The organism is Micromonospora arborensis (assembly GCF_003205615.1).
Taxonomy (GTDB): domain Bacteria; phylum Actinomycetota; class Actinomycetes; order Mycobacteriales; family Micromonosporaceae; genus Micromonospora; species Micromonospora arborensis.
Genome location: NZ_PYBV01000012.1, coordinates 94,797 through 114,585 on the forward strand (window position 1 = coordinate 94,797; position 19,789 = coordinate 114,585).

Sequence of the window (19,789 nt, forward strand, 5' to 3'; positions counted from 1 at the left end):
GTCCGTCGCTTTTGCCGGCCCGGTGCACCCACGGTCGGTTTGCCGGACGCCAACCTGTCGGCTAGCCGGGCGCGCTGAGGAAGGACGGTCGTTGTCGATCATCGAGCTGGGCGAAGTCAGGGACGAGTCGACAGTTGTGCCGCCGGCCCGCCGGCCACGCGCCGCCGGCCGCCCACTGCGCAGCGCTGCCGTGCTGCTCCTCGCCCTGGTGGTGTTGGCCGGTGCGACACCGTTTCCGGAACGGATGGTGAGCGTGGTGCCGGGGCCACGCGCGGCTGCGGTCTACCTCGCTGCGGATGACGTCTTCGTGGTCGACCCGCCGACACCCGACAAGGACCGGTACCTGACCGCGTACGCCGAGCCGTCGCCGAGCGGCGCGAGTGTGCGGCGGCGGTGGCAGGCGTCGCTGCCCCGCCAGGGTGACTACCTCGACGTCCGGGTCCAGCAGGGGCTGGTGCTGGCGATGGGGGTCAGCGCCACGGACGGGGTGTTCCATACCACCGCATTCGATGCCGAGACGGGCCAACAGCGCTGGCAGCATCCTGGCGCTCCCCAACCGATCGTCGACGGCGGCCTGCTGCTGTCGGACCCCCGGGAAGACGGGTCGGGCGCGATCAGCCGGGTCGAGCCCGAGACCGGCCGGTTGCTCTGGTCGGTGCCCGTCCCGGAGGGCGCGGACAACATCTACCACGGGGCCGACGGTCGGGTCGACCAGTTCCTACTCGTGCAGCCGACCGGCGAGGTGCAGGTGTACGACGCCAGCAGCGGCCGGCTGTTGCGCAGCGTCGACACCCTGCCCGGCGACCGGTCGGCGTTCCAGCGGGTGCAGGTCGTTGACGACCTGTTGCTGCTCGTCCCACCCGGCGGTACCCGCCTGGTGGGCTACGGGCTGCCCGGGCTGGAACGGCGCTGGACGGCCGACGTGTCGCTGGTGTCGTGGGCGACCCGCTGCGGCGACCTGCTCTGCGTGGCGCCGCAGAACGGCGGCCTCCAGGTCCTCGATCCGGCCACCGGCCTGCTGCACTGGTCCGACCCGACGGACCTGTTGGCCGATGTCCGGGGCGACCGGCTGTTGGTGGCCGGGACGGGCGAGGGGTACGTGGTGCGGGACTCGGCGACCGGGCAGGCACGGACCGAGTTGGGCAAGTGGGTCCTGATTCCGTTGCTCGGGCGCGACGATCCGCTGGTCGGGGTGCGGCAGACGGCCGACGGCCGGGTGGTCGTCGCCGAACTGGACCTGGTGGCCGGTCGAGCGCGGGTCATCGACGTGGTGCCGGGCCTCGCCAACAGCTGCCAGGCGTCCCTACCGATCCTGCTCTGCCAAGGCCTCGACGGCACGACCGTGCTGTGGCGGTTGCAACCGTGACCGGCCCGGTGATCGACCTCGGCGAGCTCCGGCACGGGCCGGACGCGGACCCGCTGCCCCGCCCACCCCGCGCGAACGGTCGGCCGCTGCGCTGCGCGCTGGTCCTGCTGCTCGTGCTGGCCACCATCGCCTCCGCCGCCGTGCCGCAGCCCCGGCGGGCCGCGGTGACGTTGCCGGTCTCGGCCGGGGCCGACGTCGTGGTCATCGATGACCTGCTCGTGGTCATCGACGCGGCCACCGACGTGCAGAGGCCGCAGCGGCTGGCCACGTTTCGGCTGCCCGGTGGCGACCCGATCTGGCAGGCGTCACTACCAGCGGGGGCCCGGTACTGGGGGGTCGCACCACTGGCCGGGATGCTGCTGGCTACCGGGTACGAGATCGGCCCGGAGGGTCAGGGCAACCTCACGGTGGCGCTGGACCGGGCCACCGGCGCGTACCGGTGGCAGCAGCCGGGCAGCGCCAGGAGGTTGGCCGACGGCAACCTGCTGCTGCATTCCGGCGGCGATGACGAACCGCAAAGCCTGCGCGCGGTCGACCCCTGCTGTGGCGCCGTACGTTGGCAACTACCCGACGCCGCCGACTGGATCAATTTCCGGGAAACCGGCCCCGGGGTGGACCGGGTGGTGCTCAACCAGGAGAACGGCCCGACCGAGGTACGCGACGCGACCACCGGTGCGGTGCTGGCCCGGGCCGACCTGCGCCCACCCGGCGGCGGGACGCTCGGGTACGTGGAGGTGGTGAACGATCTTCTGCTCACCATCGGTGGGGACCCGGTCACGGTCACCGCCTACGGGCTGGACCGGCTGGACCGGCGCTGGAGCAGCACGTCCGGCCGGGTGGATTTCGTGGGGGACTGCGGCCCGGTCCTGTGTCTGCAGACCCGTCTCGCGGGGCTGCGAGCGGTCGACCTCGCGACCGGTGCGGAGCGGTGGCGCAGTGACCGCTGGGCGTGGGCGTCCCCCACGGGCGGACGTCTGCTGACCAGCACGTTGAGCACCTCGGACACCACCCTGCAGCAGTTCGTCGTGCTCGATCCGCTGACCGGTCGAGTGTTGGCCGAGCTGGGCCGTTGGGAGCTGGTCCAGTTCGGCCTCGACGGCCCCCTGTTCGGCGTGCGCCGGCACCCGGACGGTGGGCTACTCGTCGCGGAGCTGGACGTTCGGGCCGGGGAGGCGCGCATGCTGGACGTGCTGCCGGACGCCACGGGGGAGTGCCAGGCGATCGTCGACCAGCTGCGGTGCCGGCACGTGGACGGCTCGTTCAAACTGTGGCAGTTGCCCGGCTGATCACCAGTTGGCCTGGGCGGGCGGCGGGGGCAGCGGCACCGACGCGGGTCGCAGCACGTACGCCACGCCGCCGCTGCCCCGCTGCCAGACCGCCTCGAACTGCCGCCGGGGCACGGTTCGGCGGACCGCGTCGTCGTCCGGGGCGTACGGGTCGTTGAGCACCGGGTCACCGTCGGCGGTGAAACCGACGAGCACCATCAGGTGGCCGCCGGTGTCGTAGGCGAGTCCCGGCACCTCGTCGGCCCGGAACGCGGCGGAGACGATCAGGGGGATGCCGGCCGCGATGAACGCCTCGGCCTCGACCAGTGACCGTAGCCGGGTGACGAACGCGTCCACCCCGTGCAGACCGGCGTACGCGGTGTTGAACGGCCAGTTGCCGGCCCCGGCGTACGCGTGGTCGTAGCAGTGCCGGGCGGCGTGCACCACCACCGGACGGGGGCCGGACGGCTCCACCCAGGCGTAACGCTCCGGTGCCGGCTCGGCACCCCAGTAGGCGAGCACCATGGAGGTGCAGGTGGGGCTGCACCAGGAGTCCCCGCCGCCACCCCACTGCGGGTACTGGCCGGCGTGCAGGCGCTGCGAGTAGCGGGGCACGTCCAGCACCCGCCCACGGGCGTCGACCGAGTCGGGCTCCTGCTCGTATCCCTGGTCGGTCAAGGTGGCGCCGGTGGCGACCGCGCCGATGCCGCGCAGCACCGGCCCGGTCGGGCTGCCGGCCGGCCGGCACAGGATCACCCGCGCCTGCCAACCGGTGACCGTCGCGCCGGTCACGATCAGGGTGTCGGTGTCGACCCGGGCGTCGCCGTCGCGTTGCCCGGGCACGGAGGTGCGTCGAACCGCGTGGTCGCCGGCCGCCCAGCGGGCCAGCGGATACCAGTCGGTGCTGGCCGCGTCGTCGTGCCAGCCGCGCAGCTCGACCTCGATCCAGCAGTCGTCCGGGGTGTCGGCGATCCAGGACGGCACCACCTCGGCGACCGGGAAACCGACACGCACCGGCGGTGCCGTCCAGGTCCCGCGCTCTACGGCACCGTCGAGGGTCAGGCCCCGATCGGTGGCGAGCAGACCGTCGACGCTGCCGGCCGTCGTGTCCGCCGGCAGGTGGAAGCCCCGGTAGGCGATGTCCCGCCGGGTGGGTGGTGCCGCGATGGTCATGACAGGTCCATCCGTCGCTCGGTGCCGCCGCACAGCATCGCGTACGCCGCGGTGGTCCGCAACGCCGACCGGCGCGGGCGGCGCGGGACGATGGTTGCCGGCTGGCACTAGGTTGTCGGTGGTCAGCAGCGAGGAGGCCGGGGATGCGGGTACTGGTGGTGGAGGACGAGCGCAACCTCGCCGACGCGATCGCGCGCGGGTTGCGCAAGCGGGGGATGGCGGTCGACGTGGCGTACGACGGCGACGCCGGCCACGAGGCGGCGTTCGTCACCCGCTACGACGTGGTGGTGCTGGACCGCGACCTGCCGGGTGTGCACGGTGACCAGATCTGCGCCGACCTGGCCGCCTCCGGCGCGTTGACCCGGGTGCTGATGCTCACCGCGAGTGGCACGGTGGCCGACCGGGTGGAGGGGTTGCAGCTCGGCGCGGACGACTACCTGCCCAAGCCGTTCGCCTTCGACGAACTGGTAGCCCGGGTGCAGGCGCTGGGCCGGCGGGCCACCCCGGCCGCGCCGCCGGTGCTCGAACTGGCCGACCTGGTGCTCGACCCGGCCCGCCGGGTGGCCACCCGCGCCGGAGTGCCGGTCGACCTGACCAACAAGGAGTTCGGGGTGCTCAGCGAACTGCTCAAGGCGCGTGGCGCGGTGGTTTCCAGTGAGGAGCTGCTGGAACGGGTCTGGGACGCCAACACCGACCCGTTCACCACCATCGTCCGGGTCACCGTGATGACCCTGCGGAAGAAGCTCGGTGACCCGCCGCTGATCGAGACGGTGGTGGGCGCGGGCTACCGCACGGCGGAGGTGCGCGCGTGAGCCGCAGGGTGCGGCCCACCCTGCGGCTGCGGCTGACCCTGCTCAACGGGGTGCTGCTGGTCGGTGCGGGGGCGATCCTCGTGCTGCTGGCCTGGCTGCTGGTCCGTGACGCGCTGCGGCCCACCGACGAGCTGCTGCCCGGCACGGTCGTGCTGCTCTCCGACGGCCGACGGATGGACGCCGCCGAGTGGCAGCGGCAGCTTGTCGACTCCGCGTCCGGGGAGTTGTTGGCCAAGGGCCTGGTCGCGCTGTTGGCGATCAGTGTGGTCGGGGTGGCCGGCGCGTACGCGGTGGCCGGTCGGGCGCTGCGCCCACTGCACCAGGTCACCGCGACCGCGCAACGGCTCGGCGAGGCGACCCTGGACCAGCGGATCGGCTACTCGGGCGCCGACGACGAGGTGGCCGAGCTGGCCAAGACGTTCGACGCCATGCTGGACCGGATCGCGTCCGCGTTCGAGGCGCAGAAGCGCTTCGTGGCGAACGCCTCGCATGAGCTGCGTACCCCGCTCGCCGTGATGCGGACCGAGATCGACGTGACGCTCAGCGACGACGACGCGGACGCCGCCGAGTACCGACGGATGGCGACAGTGGTCCGGGACGCGTCCGAGCGCGCCAACGGCCTGGTGGACGCGCTGCTGGTGCTGGCCCGTAGCGAGGCGCAGGCCGGGCGGCAGCTGGGCCGGCGTACCGAGTGTGATCTCTCTGCGGGCACCGCGAACGCGCTGTCGGCGATGCGCCGGGAGGTGGAGCGGATCGGCCTGCGGGTGCAGACGTCGCTGGAGTCCGCGCCGGTCGTCGGCGACCCGGGGCTGCTCGACCGGTTGGCCGGCAATCTCATCGAGAACGCGGTTCGCTACAACCACCTGCACGGCCGGCTCTGGGTGCGTACCGGCACCGACGGCGACCGGTCCTGGCTGGTGGTGGGCAACACCGGGTTCGAGGTGGACCAGGCCGACGTGCCGGGGCTGTTCGAGCCGTTCCGGCGCGGCGGCCGGGAACGCACCGGGGCCCGCGGCTCCGGCCTGGGGCTGTCCATCGTCCGGGCGGTCTGCACGGCGCACGGCGGCACCGTAAGGGTGATCGCGCAGCCGGGTGGTGGTCTGGAGGTAACGGTCACCCTCCCGTCGGCGGACGCTCCGGCGGTCAACGGGTCGGTGCCCAGCCACGGCTGACGGGGGTTGCGCGCAGCACTCGGCCGCTGGCAAGATCACTGCGTCAGCCCGAGAAGCGAAGGGGGGTGCGTCGATGTCCACCAATCATGAGTCCGCACCCCGGGTCTGCGCCGGCTGACTCCCGGAAGCGGAGCGTCCCATCCCGTTCGGAGGGAACACCCGTGTATCCACGGATCCGCAACATCAGTTTTGACTGCCACGACACGTACGCCCTGGCTGGCTTCTGGGAAGCCGTGCTCGGCTACGCCCCGCACGGCGAGAACGCCCCGGGTGAGCCGGAGGCGGCCCTGCTGCCGTCGGACGACGCCACCCCGAACCTGTTCTTCCAAGAGGTGCCGGAGGAGAAGGCGACAAAGAACCGGCTCCACATCTGCCTGGAACCTGTCGACCGGACCAGAGATGAGGAGGTCGAACGGGTGCTCGCCCTCGGGGCCACCCTGGTCACCGACCATCGGCACGCCGATGGCACGGGCTGGGCGGTGCTCGCCGACCCGGAGGGGAACGAGTTCTGCGTGCTGCGCAGCGCCGGGGAACGTGTCGCCACCACCACTGTGGAGGACCAGCTGTGAGTTCGACGATCCACAACATCAGCATCGACTGTTCCGACACGTACGCCCTGGCCGGCTTCTGGGCGCAGGTCTTCGACTGCCCCCGGCAACCTGACGACTTCCCCGGCGACCCGGAGGCGATGCTCCTGCCGCCGGGTGGCCCGGAGGTGCTGTTCATCGCGGTGCCCGAGGGCAAGACGGTGAAGAACCGGCTGCACCTCGACCTGCAACCCGCCGACCGGACCCGGGCCGAGGAGGTCGAGCGACTGCTCGGCATCGGCGCGACGCTCGTCGCCGACCACGTCGGCCCGACCGGTGGTGGTTGGGTGCTGCTCGCCGACCCGGAGGGCAACGAGTTCTGCGTGCTCGGCAACAAGGCTGAGCGGGCGGCGGCAGCGGCGGCGCGGGCCGCGGCGGGAGACAACGAACCGGCCTGACCGCCGGCGTACGGCCCGGGGCCCCCGGCCACCTTCGGGTGGCTGGGGCCCATGATCGACAGGGGCGGCGGGGCAGGCGGCGGTGGTGTTAGATGAGCGGCCAGAGCGAGCCAGGGAAAGGCGTGGGCAGATGGACACGACGGCGACGGAGCCGGTGCGGGCGTACCTCACCGCGACCGGTGAGCGGCTTCGGGCCGACGGTTGCGAGGTGCGGACCGAGGACTGGGGCGGCGTACCGGTGCTGATCGGCCACCGGGGCGATTTCCGGATGCGGTGGATGGCGACCAAGCTGCACCTGTTCACGGTCGCCGCACCGGCGACGCTTGTCACGGCGGACGCCCTGCAGAGGTTCACCGCCACGGCGATGGACTACGTGTTGGCCCGCAAGGGGCAGCTGCGTGGCTTTCAGAACGGCGTGGCGGTGTTCCCCGCCCTGGTCGGCACCCAGGTCGAGCCGGCGGCCTCGGCGTGGGCGCAGGGGGGCCAGCAGGTGAAGTTCGCCGCGGTGGCCCGACCGGTGGCGGTGGAGGCCGGCAGCGGCACGGCCAGCGCCTACCGCGGCAACCCGGTGCTCGGCTTCATCTACGCGGCCCACCTGCGGAACAAGCTGAACGCGTACTTCCCGGTGGCCTGAGCCCGAGCGGTCCCGTGGAGTACGGCACGGGGCCCCGGCCACCCTGAGGTGGCCGGGGCCCCGGCCGTGTACGGCTTCAGGAGCGCTGCTCGACCTGGCCGCGGATCGTGGCGAACTCGGCCTCCACCTGCTCGGCGGTCTTGAAGTAGATCACCACCATGCCCAGGCTGCCCCGGTCGGCCCAGACGCAGACGCCCAGTGGCACGTTCCCGGCGGCCTTACCGTCGCCGCAGCGCGCGTCACCGCCGAGCGGGCCGGCCTCGGCCACCGCCATGTTGGTCACGCTCAGCTCGGTGGAGAGGCCGGTAACGGCGTCTTCCAGTTCCTTCTTCGGGTCCGTCAACAGGCCGGACACGGCGGTGACCATGACCAGGTCCCGCTTGGTCGGGTCACCGTAGAAGGCGCCGATCGTGCTGGTCTCGTTCTGCACCTCCGCCTTCATCATGGTGACCAGATCGTCGGCGGCCGCCTGCAACTGCGGGTCGGTGATCTTCGGCCGGCCGGCGAGGGTCTCCGGCGCGACCACCCGGGTCTTGGTGGCGTCGACGACGTCGCCCACCTCGTCCTTGACGGTCAACCAGGTGATCGCCACCCCGCCGACGCAGAGCACCAACACCACCGCCAGCACGATCAGCACGATCTTGCCGACGTTCGACTTCTTCGCCGGCGGCGGGCCGCCGGGCAGGTACGGGTCTCCGTACGGCTGACCCGGCTGTGCGGGCGGGAAGCCCTGCTGCTGCGGCGGCGGCCAACCGCCGGGCTGCTGCGGCTGCTGCGGCCAACCACCGGGCTGCTGCGGCTGACCCGGCTGGCCGGGCTGCTGCGGCCAGCCAGCGGGCTGCTGCGGCTGACCCGGCTGACCCGGCTGGCCGGGCTGCTGCGGCCAACCACCGGCCTGCTGCGGCTGACCCGGCCAACCACCGGCCTGCTGCGGCTGACCCGGCTGCTGCGGCTGACCTGGCTGCTGCGGCGGGGTGGGGGAATTGTGCGGCGGGCCGTATGGGGTGGCCGGCGGCTCAGACATCAGTTGGCTCCAAGTTGGGGGTGCAAAACGCGTGATCTTAACCCGGGGTGGCTGCAGGTGTTGTCCGTGCTGAAGTCCCCTTCGACGGCCGGCTGATCACAAACGGTCGCGGTGGCCGGCCGTCCACGAGAGACGATCCGACCACCGCGACCGTGGTGCTGCGAAGCCCTCAGGCGGGCAGGCTCGCCGCCCCGCGCGGCAGGAACCGCTGACCGGTGACCCTCTCGGAGGTGCCGGTCCGGTCCAGGTACGGCGTGACGCCGCCCAGATGGAATGGCCAACCGGCGCCGAGGATCATGCACAGGTCGATGTCCTGCGCCTCGGCGACCACACCCTCGTCCAGCATCAGCCGGACCTCCTGCGCGAGCGCGTCGAGCGCGTTCTGCCGTACCTGCTCGGCGGTCAGCGGCTGGTCACCGACGACGAGCAGCTTGGCGACCTCCTCGTCGATCTGGTCGTCGACCACGATCGGCCGACCGGAGTCGGCGATCCGCCGGAGGTTCTCGCTGACGCCGAACCGGTCCGGGTACGCCGTGTGCAGGGTCCCGCCCACGTGGTACGCGACGGCCGGGCCCACCAGTTGGAGCAGGGCCAGCGGCCGCATCGGCAGGCCCAAGGGGTCCAGTGCGGTGTTCGCAACGTCCAGCGAGGTGCCCTGGTCGACAGCGGCGAAGACGGTGCCCAGGAAACGGGTGAGCAGTCGGTTCACCACGAACGCGGGGGCGTCCTTGACCAGCACACTCGACTTCTTGAGCTGTTTGCCGACCGCGAACGCGGTGGCCAGGGTGGCGTCGTCGGTCCGTTCGCCCCGGACGATCTCCAGCAGCGGCAGCACCGCCACCGGGTTGAAGAAGTGGAAGCCGACCACCCGCTCCGGGTGCTCCAGCTCGGCGGCCATCTCGGTGATCGACAACGAGCTGGTGTTGGTGGCGAGCACCGCCTCCAGGGAGACGATCTTCTCCAGCTCGGCCCAGACCTGCTTCTTGACGCCCAGGTCCTCGAAGACCGCCTCGATGACGAAGTCGGCGTCCGCGAAGGCGCTCTTGTCGACCGTGCCCGAGACCAGGCCGTACAGCTTGGCGGCGGTGCCCTTGTCCATCCGGCCCTTGGTGACGGCCTTCTCGATCTGGGTGTGCACGTAGCCGACGCCCTTGTCCACGCGGGACTGGTCCAGGTCGGTCATCACCACCGGCACCTGGAGGCGACGGGCGAACAGCAACGCCAACTGGCTGGCCATCAGGCCGGCGCCGACGATGCCGACCTTGGTGATCGTGCGGGCGAGACCCTTGTCCGGTGCGCCGGCCGGCCGCTTGGCCCGCCGCTGCACCAGGTCGAACGCGTACAGACCGCTGCGCAGCTCCTCGGAGAAGACCAGGTCGGCGAGGGCCTCGTCCTCGGCGGCGGTGCCCGCGGCGAAGTCGCCGTCCTTCGCCGTTTCCAGCAGATCGAGAGCCTTGTACGCGGCCGGGACCGCGCCGTGCAGCCGCTGGTTCAGCGTCTCCCGGGCGAAGTAGAGCACGCCCGCCCACATGTCCTTGTCGACCTCGGGGCGGGTGACGGTGACCTGGCCGCGTACCACGCCGGCAGCCCACTCCAGGGACCGCTCCAGGAAGTCGGCCGGCTCCAGCAGTACGTCCGCGATGCCCAGCTCGGCGGCCTGCTTCGGCTTGAGCATCTTGTTCTGCATCAGCGGGTTCTGGATGATCACCTGGGTGGCGGCGGGGATGCCGATCAGGTTCGGCAGCAACTGGGTGCCGCCCCAGCCGGGCACCAGGCCGAGGGAGACCTCGGGCAGGGCCAGGGCCGCCGCGCCACCGGAGAGCGTCCGGTAGTGGCAGTGCAGCGCCAACTCCAGGCCGCCGCCCATCGCCGCGCCGTTGACGAACGCGAAGGTGGGGACCGTGCTGTCCTTGAGCCGGGCGAAGACCCGGTGGCCGAGCCGGCCGATCTCCAGCGCCTGCGCGCGGTCGGCGAGCTGCGGCAGGCCGACGATGTCCGCGCCCACACAGAAGATGTACGGCTTGCCGGTGACCGCGATGAACGCCGGGTCAGCGGCGAGTGCCGCGGTGATCGCCTCGTCCAGGCTGGCCAGCCCGCCGGGGCCGAAGGTGTTCGGCTTGGTGTGGTCGAAGCCGTTGTCCAGCGTGATCAGGGCGGCGGGTCGGTCCAACCCCGGTACGTTCACCTGGCGCAGCAGCGCCCGGGTCACGACCTCGTTCGGTGCGGCCAGTGCGCTCACTTGTCACCCTCCGTCCGCTCAGCAGGCTTGCTGGACTCCGTCCAGTGTGGGTTCTCCCAGATGACCGTGCCGCCCATGCCGATGCCGATGCACATCGCCGTGAGGCCGTACCGGACCTCGGGGTGCTCGGCGAACTGCCGGGCCAGCTGCGTCATCAGCCGCACGCCGGAGGAGGCCAGCGGGTGACCGATGGCGATCGCGCCGCCCCACGGGTTGACCCGCGCGTCGTCGTCGGCGATGCCGAAGTGGTCGAGGAACGCGAGCACCTGCACGGCGAACGCCTCGTTCAGCTCGAACAGGCCGATGTCGTCGATGCTGAGCCCGGCCAGGCGCAGCGCCTTCTCCGTCGACGGGATCGGGCCGACGCCCATCACCTCCGGCTCCACACCGACGAACCCGAACGACACCAACCGCATGGCGACCGGCAGACCCAGCTCGCGGGCGGTGGCCTCGTCGGCGAGCAGGCTCGCGGTGGCACCGTCGTTCAGACCGGCCGCATTGCCCGCGGTGACCTTGCCGTGTGGGCGGAACGGCGTCTTCAGGGTGGCGAGCTTCTCCAGCGTGGTGTCCCGCGGGGCCTCGTCGACCGTCGCCAGGCCCCAGCCGCCCTCCGCGTCGCGAATCGACATCGGCACCAGGTCGTCCTGGAGTTTGCCGTTGGCGTACGCCTTCGCGGTCTTCTGCTGCGAGGCGAGCGCGAACGCGTCGGTGCGCGCCTTGGTGATGTGCGGGACCAGGTCGTGCAGGTTCTCCGCGGTGGCACCCATGACCAGCGCGGACGGGTCGACCAGCTTCTCCGCGATGATGCGCGGGTTGGGGTCGACGCCCTCGCCCATCGGGTGGTGTCCCATGTGCTCGACGCCGCCCGCGATGGCGACGTCGTACGCGCCCATGGCGATGCCGCTGGCCACGGTGGTCACGGCGGTCATCGCGCCGGCGCACATCCGGTCGATGGCGAAGCCGGGAACGGTCTTGGGCAGACCGGCCAGCAGGGCGGCGGTACGGCCGATGGTGAGGCCCTGGTCACCGATCTGGGTGGTGGCCGCGATGGCGACCTCCTCGACCCGCTCCGGAGGCAGTTGCGGGTTGCGCCGCAGCAGTTCACGGATGCAGCGGATCACCAGGTCGTCGGCGCGGGTGTTGGCGTACATGCCACCCGCCTTGCCGAACGGGGTACGGACGCCGTCGACGAAGACGACATCGCGAACTTCACGGGGCACTTGAGCCTCCTATTCGACCGTGATTCGGCCGTCGCGCCGGGCGGCACTCCAGACCGAACGAGGGTCGCGGACACGGGCACGTTTCCCTCGGATGCTACTCGCCAGTAACCAACCCCGTCCCCACCCCCGGCTGTGGCCCACCCCACACCCCACCCTCACCCCGGTTGATCATGAAGTTGTTGTCGCGACACGCCGGCGCGGATGGCAACAACCTCATGATCAACAGCAGGGGTGGATGGTCAGGGGAGGGGCGGGGTGGGGGTTAGGGCTTCGGTCAGGTCGGGGGTGAGGAGGGCGATCTGCCACTCGCGGGCGTTGAGGCCACGCAGGGTCTCCGCGACCGTCTCCTCGGTGACCTCCTCCGGCGGGGTCCAGGCCAGCCGGCGAATCGAATCCGGGGTGATCAGGTTTTCCGGCGGCAGGTTGTGCTCACCGGCGATGCGGATGACCACCTCCCGGCTGCGGGCCAGTCGACCGGCCGCCACCGGGTCCCGTTCGGCCCAGCGGTGCGGCGGGGGCGGGCCCTCCACGATCGGGGAGACCGGCAGCGAGTCCTCCGGCAGTTGCCGGGCGTCGTCGAGCGCGGCGAGCCAGGTGCGGGCCAACCGACGAACCGACCGACCGCCGAAGCCGGGCAGGGTCAACAGGGTCTTCTCGTCCTTCGGGTCCAACTCGGCGGCGGCGATGATCGCCGAGTCGGGCAACACCCGGCCGGGCGCGGCATCCCGCCGGGAAGCGATCTGGTCCCGCGCGTACCACATCGAGCGGACGCGGGCCTGGGCCCGCGCCCCACGCAACCGGTGAATGCCGGAGGTACGCCGCCAGGGCTCCGCACGGACCCGTGGCGGACGTGCCCCGGTGCGCACCAACGCGGCGAACTCCTCCGCGGCCCAGGCCGACTTTCCCTGCCGGGTCAGCTCGGCGTCGAGTGCGTCACGCAAATCGGTGAGCAGCTCCACGTCGAGGGCGGCGTACGTCAGCCACGACTCGGGCAGCGGTCGGCTCGACCAGTCGGCCGCCGAGTGGTGCTTCTCCAGCGTGAACCCGAGCAACTGCTCGGTCAGCGCGGCCAGCCCGACCCGCTCGAACCCGGCCAGCCGAGCGGCCAGTTCCGTGTCGAACAACCGGCGCGGACGCAGCCCCACCTCGGCCAGGCAGGGCAGATCCTGACTGGCCGCGTGGAGCACCCACTCGGCCTCGCCGATCACCGCGTCCAACGCGCTGAGGTCAGGCAGGGGCAGCGGGTCGATCAGCGCTGTGCCCGCACCGGCCCGGCGCAACTGCACCAGGTACGCGCGCTGGCTGTAGCGGTAGCCGGAGGCCCGCTCAGCGTCCAGGGCGACGGGGCCGGTGCCGGCCGCGAAGCGGGCCACGACCTCGGCGAGCTCGGCCGGAGCGGCCACCGGATCGGGGGTGCCGTCACGCGGGGCGATCAGCGGAACGGGCCCACCGTCGGCCGGGTCGACCCTCTCGCCCGCCGGCTGCGGCTGGGCCGACGGCGGGTGCTGGGGTGCGTTTCCCGGGAGTTCTTCGGCGGGCCGACGGCGCAGGGGTGGTTCGTCGGTCACCTGCCAACCCTAGTGCGCGCGGTGATCCGGCGGGTGCAGCCGGTCCGGCGTGTGTTCGTCAGGTGTCCGCAAGGTGTCCCTTCGGATGCCGGACATTGGGGGAGACAAAGCCCGTTCGCGCAGGTACGTTCCATCGAACTGCGACCCGCAACGCGTGACGCGTGACGGCTGCGGGGGCGACCACGGGGAGAGGCACGGCGACCATGACGGCTGGCTTCGGTTCGGGGGACGGGCGACCGGCGGATGCCGAGCCCGACGACGTGGGCGGCCCGACGGCGGCCCGGCCGGGGCCGCTGCCACCGCGCATCGAGCCGTACCCGGGTGCCCAGCCGACCTGGTCCACGCCCCCGGCCGGCGGCACCGTTCCGTCCCGGCCCGTTCCGGCACCCCGCGCCGACCGGCCCGTCCCGCCCAACACCGGCCAGTGGGGCACCCCGTCAGCCGCGCCGTACGGCCCGGGCGCTCCGACCGCGGCCGCCGGCTACCCCCCGGCCGCACCCGGCTTCCCGGTGGCGAGCGGCTACCCGCCGCCGGGCGGCGTCCAGCCCCTCGGCGCCGCTGGACAGCCCGGTTGGCCCGGTGCGCCGCCTCCGGCCGTCCGACCCGCCCGCCGTCGCTGGCCGGCCGTGCTCGCCACGTTGGCCATCGTCGTGCTGGCCGCGGTGGCCGGCCTGCAGGCGTACCAGCTCGACCGGCTCGGCCACCGGCTCGCCGACACCGACCGCCGGCTGGCGCAGGCCCAGGACGGCGACGGTGCGCGCCTCGACGGCCTGGACCAGCGCACGGAGGCGCTGGAGAAGCAGGCGGGCGCTGCCTTCAATCCGGAGGCGGTGGCGAGCGCGGTGCTGCCCAGCGTGTTCCGCGTCCGGGCCGGCCAGTTCACCGGCACCGCGTTCGCGGTGGGCAAGCCGACTTCCGACGGCGGGACCAACCTGTTCACCAACTTCCACGTGGTGGAGGCGGTCTGGGACGGCGGAGGCCGCGAAGTCTTCCTGGAGCGCACCAGCCAGCGCTTCCCCGCGACCATCGTCAAGGTCGACAAGGCCAACGACGTGGCGCACCTGCGTACCAGCGGCAAGTTCACCGGCCTGGTCACCGCGCCCGCCGCGGCGAAGTCCGGCCAGCAGATCGTCGTCGTCGGCGCTCCGCTCGGCCTGGAGGACAGCGTCACCACCGGTGTGGTGAGCGCCCTGCGCCCCGCCCAGGGCGGGGCCGGGCCGGCGATCCAGTTCGACGCCCCGATCAACCCGGGCAACTCCGGCGGGCCGGTGATCAACGGCAGCAAGCAGGTGGTCGGCATCGCCACCGCCAAGGCACGCAACGCCGAGGGCATCGGGCTCGCCGTACCGATCAAGGTCGCCTGCGACGGGTTCAAGATCTGCTGACCATCCCCACCGCGTCTGCCGACGCGGGACCTGCCCACCTCCAGGAGCGAAGATGACCCAACCACCGCCCGGGCCGGAGGGTCCGCTGCCCGCCTTCCCCCCACCGCCCGATCCGGACCGGACCGTGCCGCAGCAGGCCGTTCCGCAGTCGACGAGCGCCGACCCGACCGTGCCGCACCCGGTCGGCGGGCCCGCGCCGCAGCCGTACGCCCCGGGCCAGGCCCCACCGCAGTACGCTGCGCCCTCGCCCGTGCCACCGCAGTACGGCGTACCGCAGGGGACGACGGGCTACCCGGCCAGCACCCCGCCGTACACCGGTCCAGTCCCCACGCCGCCGGTCTCCGGCCCTGGGTACGGGCAGCCGCTGTCCGCGCCGCCCGCAATGGCGCCGGCGTACGGCCCGGCCGGTGCGCCGCCGGCCGGTCGAGGTCCCGCGGTGCTGGTGCTGGCCCTGGTGACCGCGCTGCTCTTCGTCGTCAGCGCGGTGATGACCGGGCTGTTCGTGACGAAGAACAACGAGCTGAACCGCACCGAGAAACGCCTCACCGGTCAGGTCAGCCAGCGCGACGACACCATCGCCGCCAACACCGCCGAGATCACGAAGCTGCGGACCGATCTGCAGGCCAAGCAGGAGAAGCTCGACAACACCGAGCAGGACCTGACCGGCACCCGCAACGACCGCGACGAACAGGCCCGGCAGAAGACGGTCATCGCGAGTTGCCTGGACAAGCTGACGACCGCGCTGGGAGCGGCGGCGGCTGGAAACAGGAGCGCGTACGACGCGGCGATGAAGGACCTGGACAAGATCTGCAACGAGGCGGAGGACTACCTCTGAGCGGAGCCGGCGCGCGGGTGGGAGCGGCGAGGTGGGTCAGGCTGCGCCGGCGGGGCGGCGGTCGGACAGGGCCGTGACGCCGGGTGGTGGCAGGCCGGCCGTGGAGGCGAGCAGTGCGCACCAGCCGAGCAGGTGTGGGGTCAGGTCGTCGTCGACGGGCGTCCACGAGGCGCGGATCTCGATGTCGCCGGCGGTCGGTGGGCCGGCGAGGTCGCCGAATCGGGTCGACATGGTCTGCGTCACCGTTCCGCCGATCGCGCGGTGGCCGGCGTCGTGGGTGTCCAACGCGTCGGTCAGCCACGTCCAGCCGACTCCGGGCAGCAGCGGGTCGGCGGCCAGGTCGACCTCCAACTCGGCGGTCACGTAGGTGACCAACCGCAGGGTGCCCTGCCACGCCTCGTGGCCGACCGGGTCGTGTAGCAGGATCAGCCGGCCGGTGGCCACCTCGTCGCCGTCGCGCAGCACGGTCGCGGAGAGCGCGAACGTGAACGGGGCCAGCCGCTGGGGTGCGCTGACCTCTTCCAGGGTGATCTCCGGCCGAGGGGCCGCCGACCGCAGCCCGGCGACCGCGCGGGCGAACGTCTCCGGGAGCGCGATCGGGGGGGCCATGTCGGCAGCCTATGCCGCCGTCGGCCGCCCTGCTTCGACGGCGCGCCGACACCCGACCGGACGGCCGTCCCGGTGCGCCGGCGCCCGGCCGCCCGGGCCGCCCGGTCGAGCCAGCCGGGCCGCCGCTCGGGCGTTGACGAGGGTCCCTGCTCCACCGCGGACGTGGACCGGGTGTCGTTCCGTTCACCCCCGGCCGGGTGGGGGCGGTGGGCGTGGCACGATTGCGGCGATGACCACGGACACCACGGGCGCTGCCGCCCGAGACGGAGAACCCCGCCCCGGCGGACCGGCCGACTCGCCCTTCATCCGGGCCTGCCGACGCCGGCCCGTCCCGCACACCCCGGTCTGGTTCATGCGCCAGGCCGGTCGCTCTCTGCCGGAATACCGGGAGATCCGGGCGAGCGTGCCGATGCTGGAGTCCTGCCGTCGCCCGGAGTTGGTCACCGAGATCACCCTCCAGCCGGTGCGCCGGCACGGGGTGGACGCGGCGATCCTGTTCAGCGACATCGTGGTGCCGGTCGCCGCGGCCGGGGTCGACCTGGACATCGTGCCGGGCACCGGCCCGGTGGTCGCCGAGCCGGTCCGTACCGCCGCCGACGTCGAGCGGATCCGCCCGATCACCCGCGACGACGTCTCGTACGTGGACGAGGCCGTCCGGCAGTTGGTGGTCGAGCTGGGCGACACCCCGCTGATCGGTTTCGCCGGGGCGCCGTTCACCCTGGCCAGCTACCTGGTCGAGGGCGGGCCGTCGCGGACCCACGCGAAGACCAAGGCCCTGATGTACGGCGATGAGGCGCTGTGGCACGCGCTCTGCGGCCGGCTCGCCGAGGTGACGCTGGCGTTCCTGCGGGTGCAGATCGAGGCCGGCGTGTCCGCCGTGCAGCTCTTCGACTCGTGGGCGGGCGCGCTCTCCGAGGCCGACTACCGCCGTTACGTGCTGCCGCACTCGACCGCCGTACTGAGCGGGCTGGTTGACGACTGCTCCGGGTCGGGGCGCGGCGACAGACGCGCCGAGCCGGAGCGGTCGCCCGCCGGGGTGCCGCGGATCCACTTCGGGGTGGGCACCGCCGAGCTGCTCGGCGCGATGGGCGAGGCCGGCGCGGACGTGGTCGGCGTCGACTGGCGTACCCCGCTGGACGTGGCCACGCACCGGATCGGCCCGGACAAGGCGGTGCAGGGCAACCTGGACCCGGCCGTGCTGCTCGCGCCGTGGCCGGTCGTGGAGGCCGAGGTGCGCCGCATTCTGGACCAGGGCTCGGCGGCCCCCGGGCACGTGTTCAACCTCGGCCACGGCGTGCTGCCGGAAGTCGACCCGGAGGTGTTGACCCGGGTGGTCGCGCTGGTGCACGAGCTTTCCAGCCGCCGGGCCGACCAGGGCTGAGGCGGCAATGCGGCAGCCCTGGCGGGTGGCGGTGGTCGGCGGCGGGATCGCGGGGTTGGCCGCCGCGGTCCGGTTGCGCGACCGCGCACCGGCCGGCACCGAGATCACGGTGTACGAGCAGTCCGGCGCGCTGGGCGGCAAGCTGCGCACCGGGGAGTTGGCTGGCCAGCCGGTGGAGCTCGGCGCCGAGTCGTTCCTGATGCGCGACCCGACGGGCGCCGAGAGCGCGGCGGTGGCGTTGGCCCGCCGGCTCGGGCTGGCGGACCGGATCGTGCACCCCACGGTCGGGCAGGCCGCGCTGGTGATCGATGGGGGGCTGCGCCCCATTCCGGGCGGCACCCTGGTGGGCGTACCCGGGGATCTGGACCGGGTGACCACGGTGGCCCGCCCGAGGACGGACGCCGACACCGACGGCGGCGGGCCGCTGGTCGGGCCGGACGAGGACGTCTCGGTGGGCGCGCTGGTGCGGTCCCGCTTCGGTGACGAGGTGGTCGAGCGGCTGGTCGACCCGATGTTGGGCGGTGTGTACGCGGGCCGCGCCGACGACCTCTCCCTGGTCACGACGATGCCGGCGCTGGCCCGCACGGCCCGGGTGGAGCACACCCTGACCGGCGCGGTCCGGGCGGCGCAGGCCGCCGCGCCGCGCGCACCCGGCGCCCCGGTCTTCGGCACCCTGGTCGGTGGGCTCAGCACCCTGGTCGAGGCGGCGGTGACGGCCAGCGGCGCGACGGTACGGCGGGACGCCGCCGTCCGTGAGTTGACCCCGACCGACACGGGTTGGCGGCTCACGGTCGGCCCCACGCGTGCTCCCGAGCTGGTCGACGTGGACGCCGTCGTGCTGGCGGTGCCGGCGCGACCGGCGGCCCGGCTGCTCGCGGGCCCGGCCCCGGCGGCCGCGGCGAGTGTGGGGGAGCTGGACTACGCGAGCGTCGCGTTGGTCACCCTGGCGGTGCCGCAGCCGCAACTGCCCGAGTTGTCGGGCTTCCTGGTGCCCAGCACCGAAGGACTGCTGATCAAGGCCGCCACCTTCTTCACCACGAAGTGGGGGCACCTGCGCCGACCGGACGGGTTGGCGTTGGTGCGCGCGTCGGTCGGCCGGTACGGCGAGGAGGCGCACCTGCAGCGCCCCGACGCGGACCTGGCGACCACCGTGCACCGAGAGCTCTCGGCGGTGCTCGGCACCCCGCTGCCCGCCCCGGTCGACGGGCACGTGCAGCGGTGGGGCGGGGCACTGCCCCAGTACGCCCCGGGGCACGCCGACCGGGTCGCCGCCGCGCGGACGGCGTTGCGGGCCGCGCACCGCACCCTGGTCCTCGCCGGTGCCGGTTACGACGGTGTCGGCATCCCGGTCTGCGTCCGCTCCGGCGAGACGGCGGCCGAAGAGATCATCACAGCACTGGGAGGATCGGCGAGATGACCGAGCAGTCCAACGCGGCCCGTTTGCGGGAGCTGAACGACAGCATCCGCTACACCATGTGGTCGGTGTTCCGGGCCAGCGCCCCGCTGCCGTCGCTGCGAGACAACGTCACCGGTGAGGTCGAGTCCCTCTTCGAGGAGTTGGCCGGCAAGGACGTGGTGGTTCGGGGCGTGTACGACGTCTCCGGCCTGCGCGCCGACGCGGACGTGATGATCTGGTGGCACTCCGCGTCCAGTGACGCGCTGCAGGACGCGTACCTGCGGTTCCGTCGCACCACGCTGGGGCGGGCGCTGACCCCGGTCTGGTCGCAGATGGCGCTGCACCGGCCGGCCGAGTTCAACAAGAGCCACATCCCGGCGTTCCTGGCCGGCGAGGAGGCCCGCCCGTACATCTGCGTCTACCCGTTCGTCCGCTCGTACGAGTGGTACCTGCTGCCCGACGCCGAGCGGCGCGAGATGCTGGCCGAGCACGGAAAGATGGCCCGCGGCTACCCGGACGTACGGGCCAACACGGTCGCCTCGTTCGCGTTGGGTGACTACGAGTGGATGCTCGCGTTCGAGGCCGACGAGTTGCACCGGATCGTCGACCTGATGCGTGACCTGCGCGCCTCTGGCGCCCGCCGGCACGTCCGCGAGGAGGTCCCCTTCTACACGGGCCGCCGCCGCTCGGTCGCCGAGATCGTCAACTGCCTGGTCTGACCCGGT

18 protein-coding genes are annotated in these 19,789 nt (G+C 72.8%); 12 read left to right on the plus strand and 6 right to left on the minus strand.

The genetic code is table 11. The features are described 5' to 3' along the window. Positions 1–91 precede the first annotated feature (91 nt). Together C7C45_RS10220 and C7C45_RS10225 are read left to right on the plus strand one after the other, a co-directional pair. Entirely contained in the window at positions 92–1,366 is a 1,275-nt protein-coding gene (locus C7C45_RS10220; RefSeq protein ID WP_146247304.1) for an outer membrane protein assembly factor BamB family protein, read from the plus strand. Beyond that, entirely contained in the window at positions 1,348–2,652 is a 1,305-nt protein-coding gene (locus tag C7C45_RS10225; RefSeq protein WP_167454693.1) for an outer membrane protein assembly factor BamB family protein, read from the plus strand. Before C7C45_RS10220 ends, C7C45_RS10225 begins: the two co-directional genes overlap by 19 nt. Here the strand turns inward: C7C45_RS10225 and C7C45_RS10230 are convergent, their stop codons facing one another. Continuing rightward, complete coding sequence (locus tag C7C45_RS10230; RefSeq protein ID WP_110563386.1) at positions 2,653–3,804, minus strand: peptidase C39 family protein; 1,152 nt, start codon at positions 3,802–3,804, stop codon at positions 2,653–2,655. A gap of 143 nt (positions 3,805–3,947) precedes the next feature. Between C7C45_RS10230 and C7C45_RS10235 the strand changes: the two genes are divergently transcribed. The 5 genes from C7C45_RS10235 (at position 3,948) to C7C45_RS10255 (ending at position 7,407) form a co-directional block, all read left to right on the plus strand. Next, positions 3,948–4,616, plus strand: a complete 669-nt coding sequence (locus C7C45_RS10235) for a response regulator transcription factor (RefSeq protein ID WP_110563387.1) — start codon at positions 3,948–3,950, stop codon at positions 4,614–4,616. After that, positions 4,613–5,788 (plus strand): sensor histidine kinase, encoded by a 1,176-nt coding sequence (locus tag C7C45_RS10240; RefSeq protein WP_110563388.1) that lies wholly within the window; start codon positions 4,613–4,615, stop codon positions 5,786–5,788. The genes C7C45_RS10235 and C7C45_RS10240 overlap by 4 nt, the downstream gene beginning before the upstream one ends. Positions 5,789–5,949: 161 nt before the next feature. Continuing rightward, positions 5,950–6,357 (plus strand): VOC family protein, encoded by a 408-nt coding sequence (locus tag C7C45_RS33990; protein WP_167454694.1) that lies wholly within the window; start codon positions 5,950–5,952, stop codon positions 6,355–6,357. After that, a complete protein-coding gene (locus tag C7C45_RS10250; RefSeq protein WP_110563390.1) occupies positions 6,354–6,773 on the plus strand; it encodes a VOC family protein in 420 nt (139 codons plus the stop codon). The genes C7C45_RS33990 and C7C45_RS10250 overlap by 4 nt, the downstream gene beginning before the upstream one ends. A gap of 130 nt (positions 6,774–6,903) precedes the next feature. Then, positions 6,904–7,407, plus strand: coding sequence for a levansucrase (locus tag C7C45_RS10255; protein WP_110563391.1), 504 nt, complete (start codon positions 6,904–6,906; stop codon positions 7,405–7,407). A gap of 76 nt (positions 7,408–7,483) precedes the next feature. Here C7C45_RS10255 and C7C45_RS10260 read toward each other — a convergent pair whose 3' ends face one another. The 4 genes from C7C45_RS10260 to C7C45_RS10275 all read right to left on the minus strand — a co-directional run bounded on the left by C7C45_RS10260 (position 7,484) and on the right by C7C45_RS10275 (position 13,458). Next, positions 7,484–8,431 (minus strand): hypothetical protein, encoded by a 948-nt coding sequence (locus C7C45_RS10260; protein ID WP_244200319.1) that lies wholly within the window; start codon positions 8,429–8,431, stop codon positions 7,484–7,486. Between the two features lie 169 nt (positions 8,432–8,600). Next, positions 8,601–10,670, minus strand: a complete 2,070-nt coding sequence (locus C7C45_RS10265) for a 3-hydroxyacyl-CoA dehydrogenase NAD-binding domain-containing protein (protein WP_110563392.1) — start codon at positions 10,668–10,670, stop codon at positions 8,601–8,603. Beyond that, positions 10,667–11,890, minus strand: a complete 1,224-nt coding sequence (locus tag C7C45_RS10270; protein WP_110563393.1) for a thiolase family protein — start codon at positions 11,888–11,890, stop codon at positions 10,667–10,669. Before C7C45_RS10270 ends, C7C45_RS10265 begins: the two co-directional genes overlap by 4 nt. A gap of 239 nt (positions 11,891–12,129) precedes the next feature. Further along, positions 12,130–13,458: a ribonuclease D gene (locus C7C45_RS10275; protein ID WP_110563394.1), complete on the minus strand. Its 1,329-nt coding sequence runs from the start codon at positions 13,456–13,458 to the stop codon at positions 12,130–12,132. Positions 13,459–13,661: 203 nt separating this feature from the next. Between C7C45_RS10275 and C7C45_RS10280 the strand changes: the two genes are divergently transcribed. Then, a complete protein-coding gene (locus tag C7C45_RS10280; RefSeq protein WP_110563395.1) occupies positions 13,662–14,843 on the plus strand; it encodes a trypsin-like peptidase domain-containing protein in 1,182 nt (393 codons plus the stop codon). Positions 14,844–14,895: 52 nt separating this feature from the next. Then, a complete protein-coding gene (locus tag C7C45_RS10285) occupies positions 14,896–15,678 on the plus strand; it encodes a hypothetical protein (protein ID WP_110563396.1) in 783 nt (260 codons plus the stop codon). Positions 15,679–15,714: 36 nt separating this feature from the next. Here the strand turns inward: C7C45_RS10285 and C7C45_RS10290 are convergent, their stop codons facing one another. Next, positions 15,715–16,287 carry a DUF3000 domain-containing protein gene (locus C7C45_RS10290; protein WP_110563397.1) on the minus strand — a complete coding sequence of 191 codons (573 nt, stop codon included), beginning with the start codon at positions 16,285–16,287 and terminating at the stop codon, positions 15,715–15,717. 229 nt (positions 16,288–16,516) lie between these two features. On the opposite strand from C7C45_RS10290, the gene hemE reads away from it, so the two are divergent. Genes hemE through hemQ form a run of 3 tightly spaced genes read left to right on the plus strand, consistent with a single transcriptional unit; the run spans position 16,517 to position 19,783 of the window. Beyond that, positions 16,517–17,668, plus strand: a complete 1,152-nt coding sequence (gene hemE / locus C7C45_RS10295; RefSeq protein ID WP_110563398.1) for a uroporphyrinogen decarboxylase — start codon at positions 16,517–16,519, stop codon at positions 17,666–17,668. Positions 17,669–17,675: 7 nt separating this feature from the next. Next, on the plus strand, positions 17,676–19,085 hold the full coding sequence (gene hemG, locus C7C45_RS10300) for a protoporphyrinogen oxidase (protein WP_110563399.1): 1,410 nt from the start codon (positions 17,676–17,678) through the stop codon (positions 19,083–19,085). Next, a complete protein-coding gene (hemQ, locus tag C7C45_RS10305) occupies positions 19,082–19,783 on the plus strand; it encodes a hydrogen peroxide-dependent heme synthase (RefSeq protein ID WP_110563400.1) in 702 nt (233 codons plus the stop codon). The genes hemG and hemQ overlap by 4 nt, the downstream gene beginning before the upstream one ends. Positions 19,784–19,789: the final 6 nt, after the last annotated feature.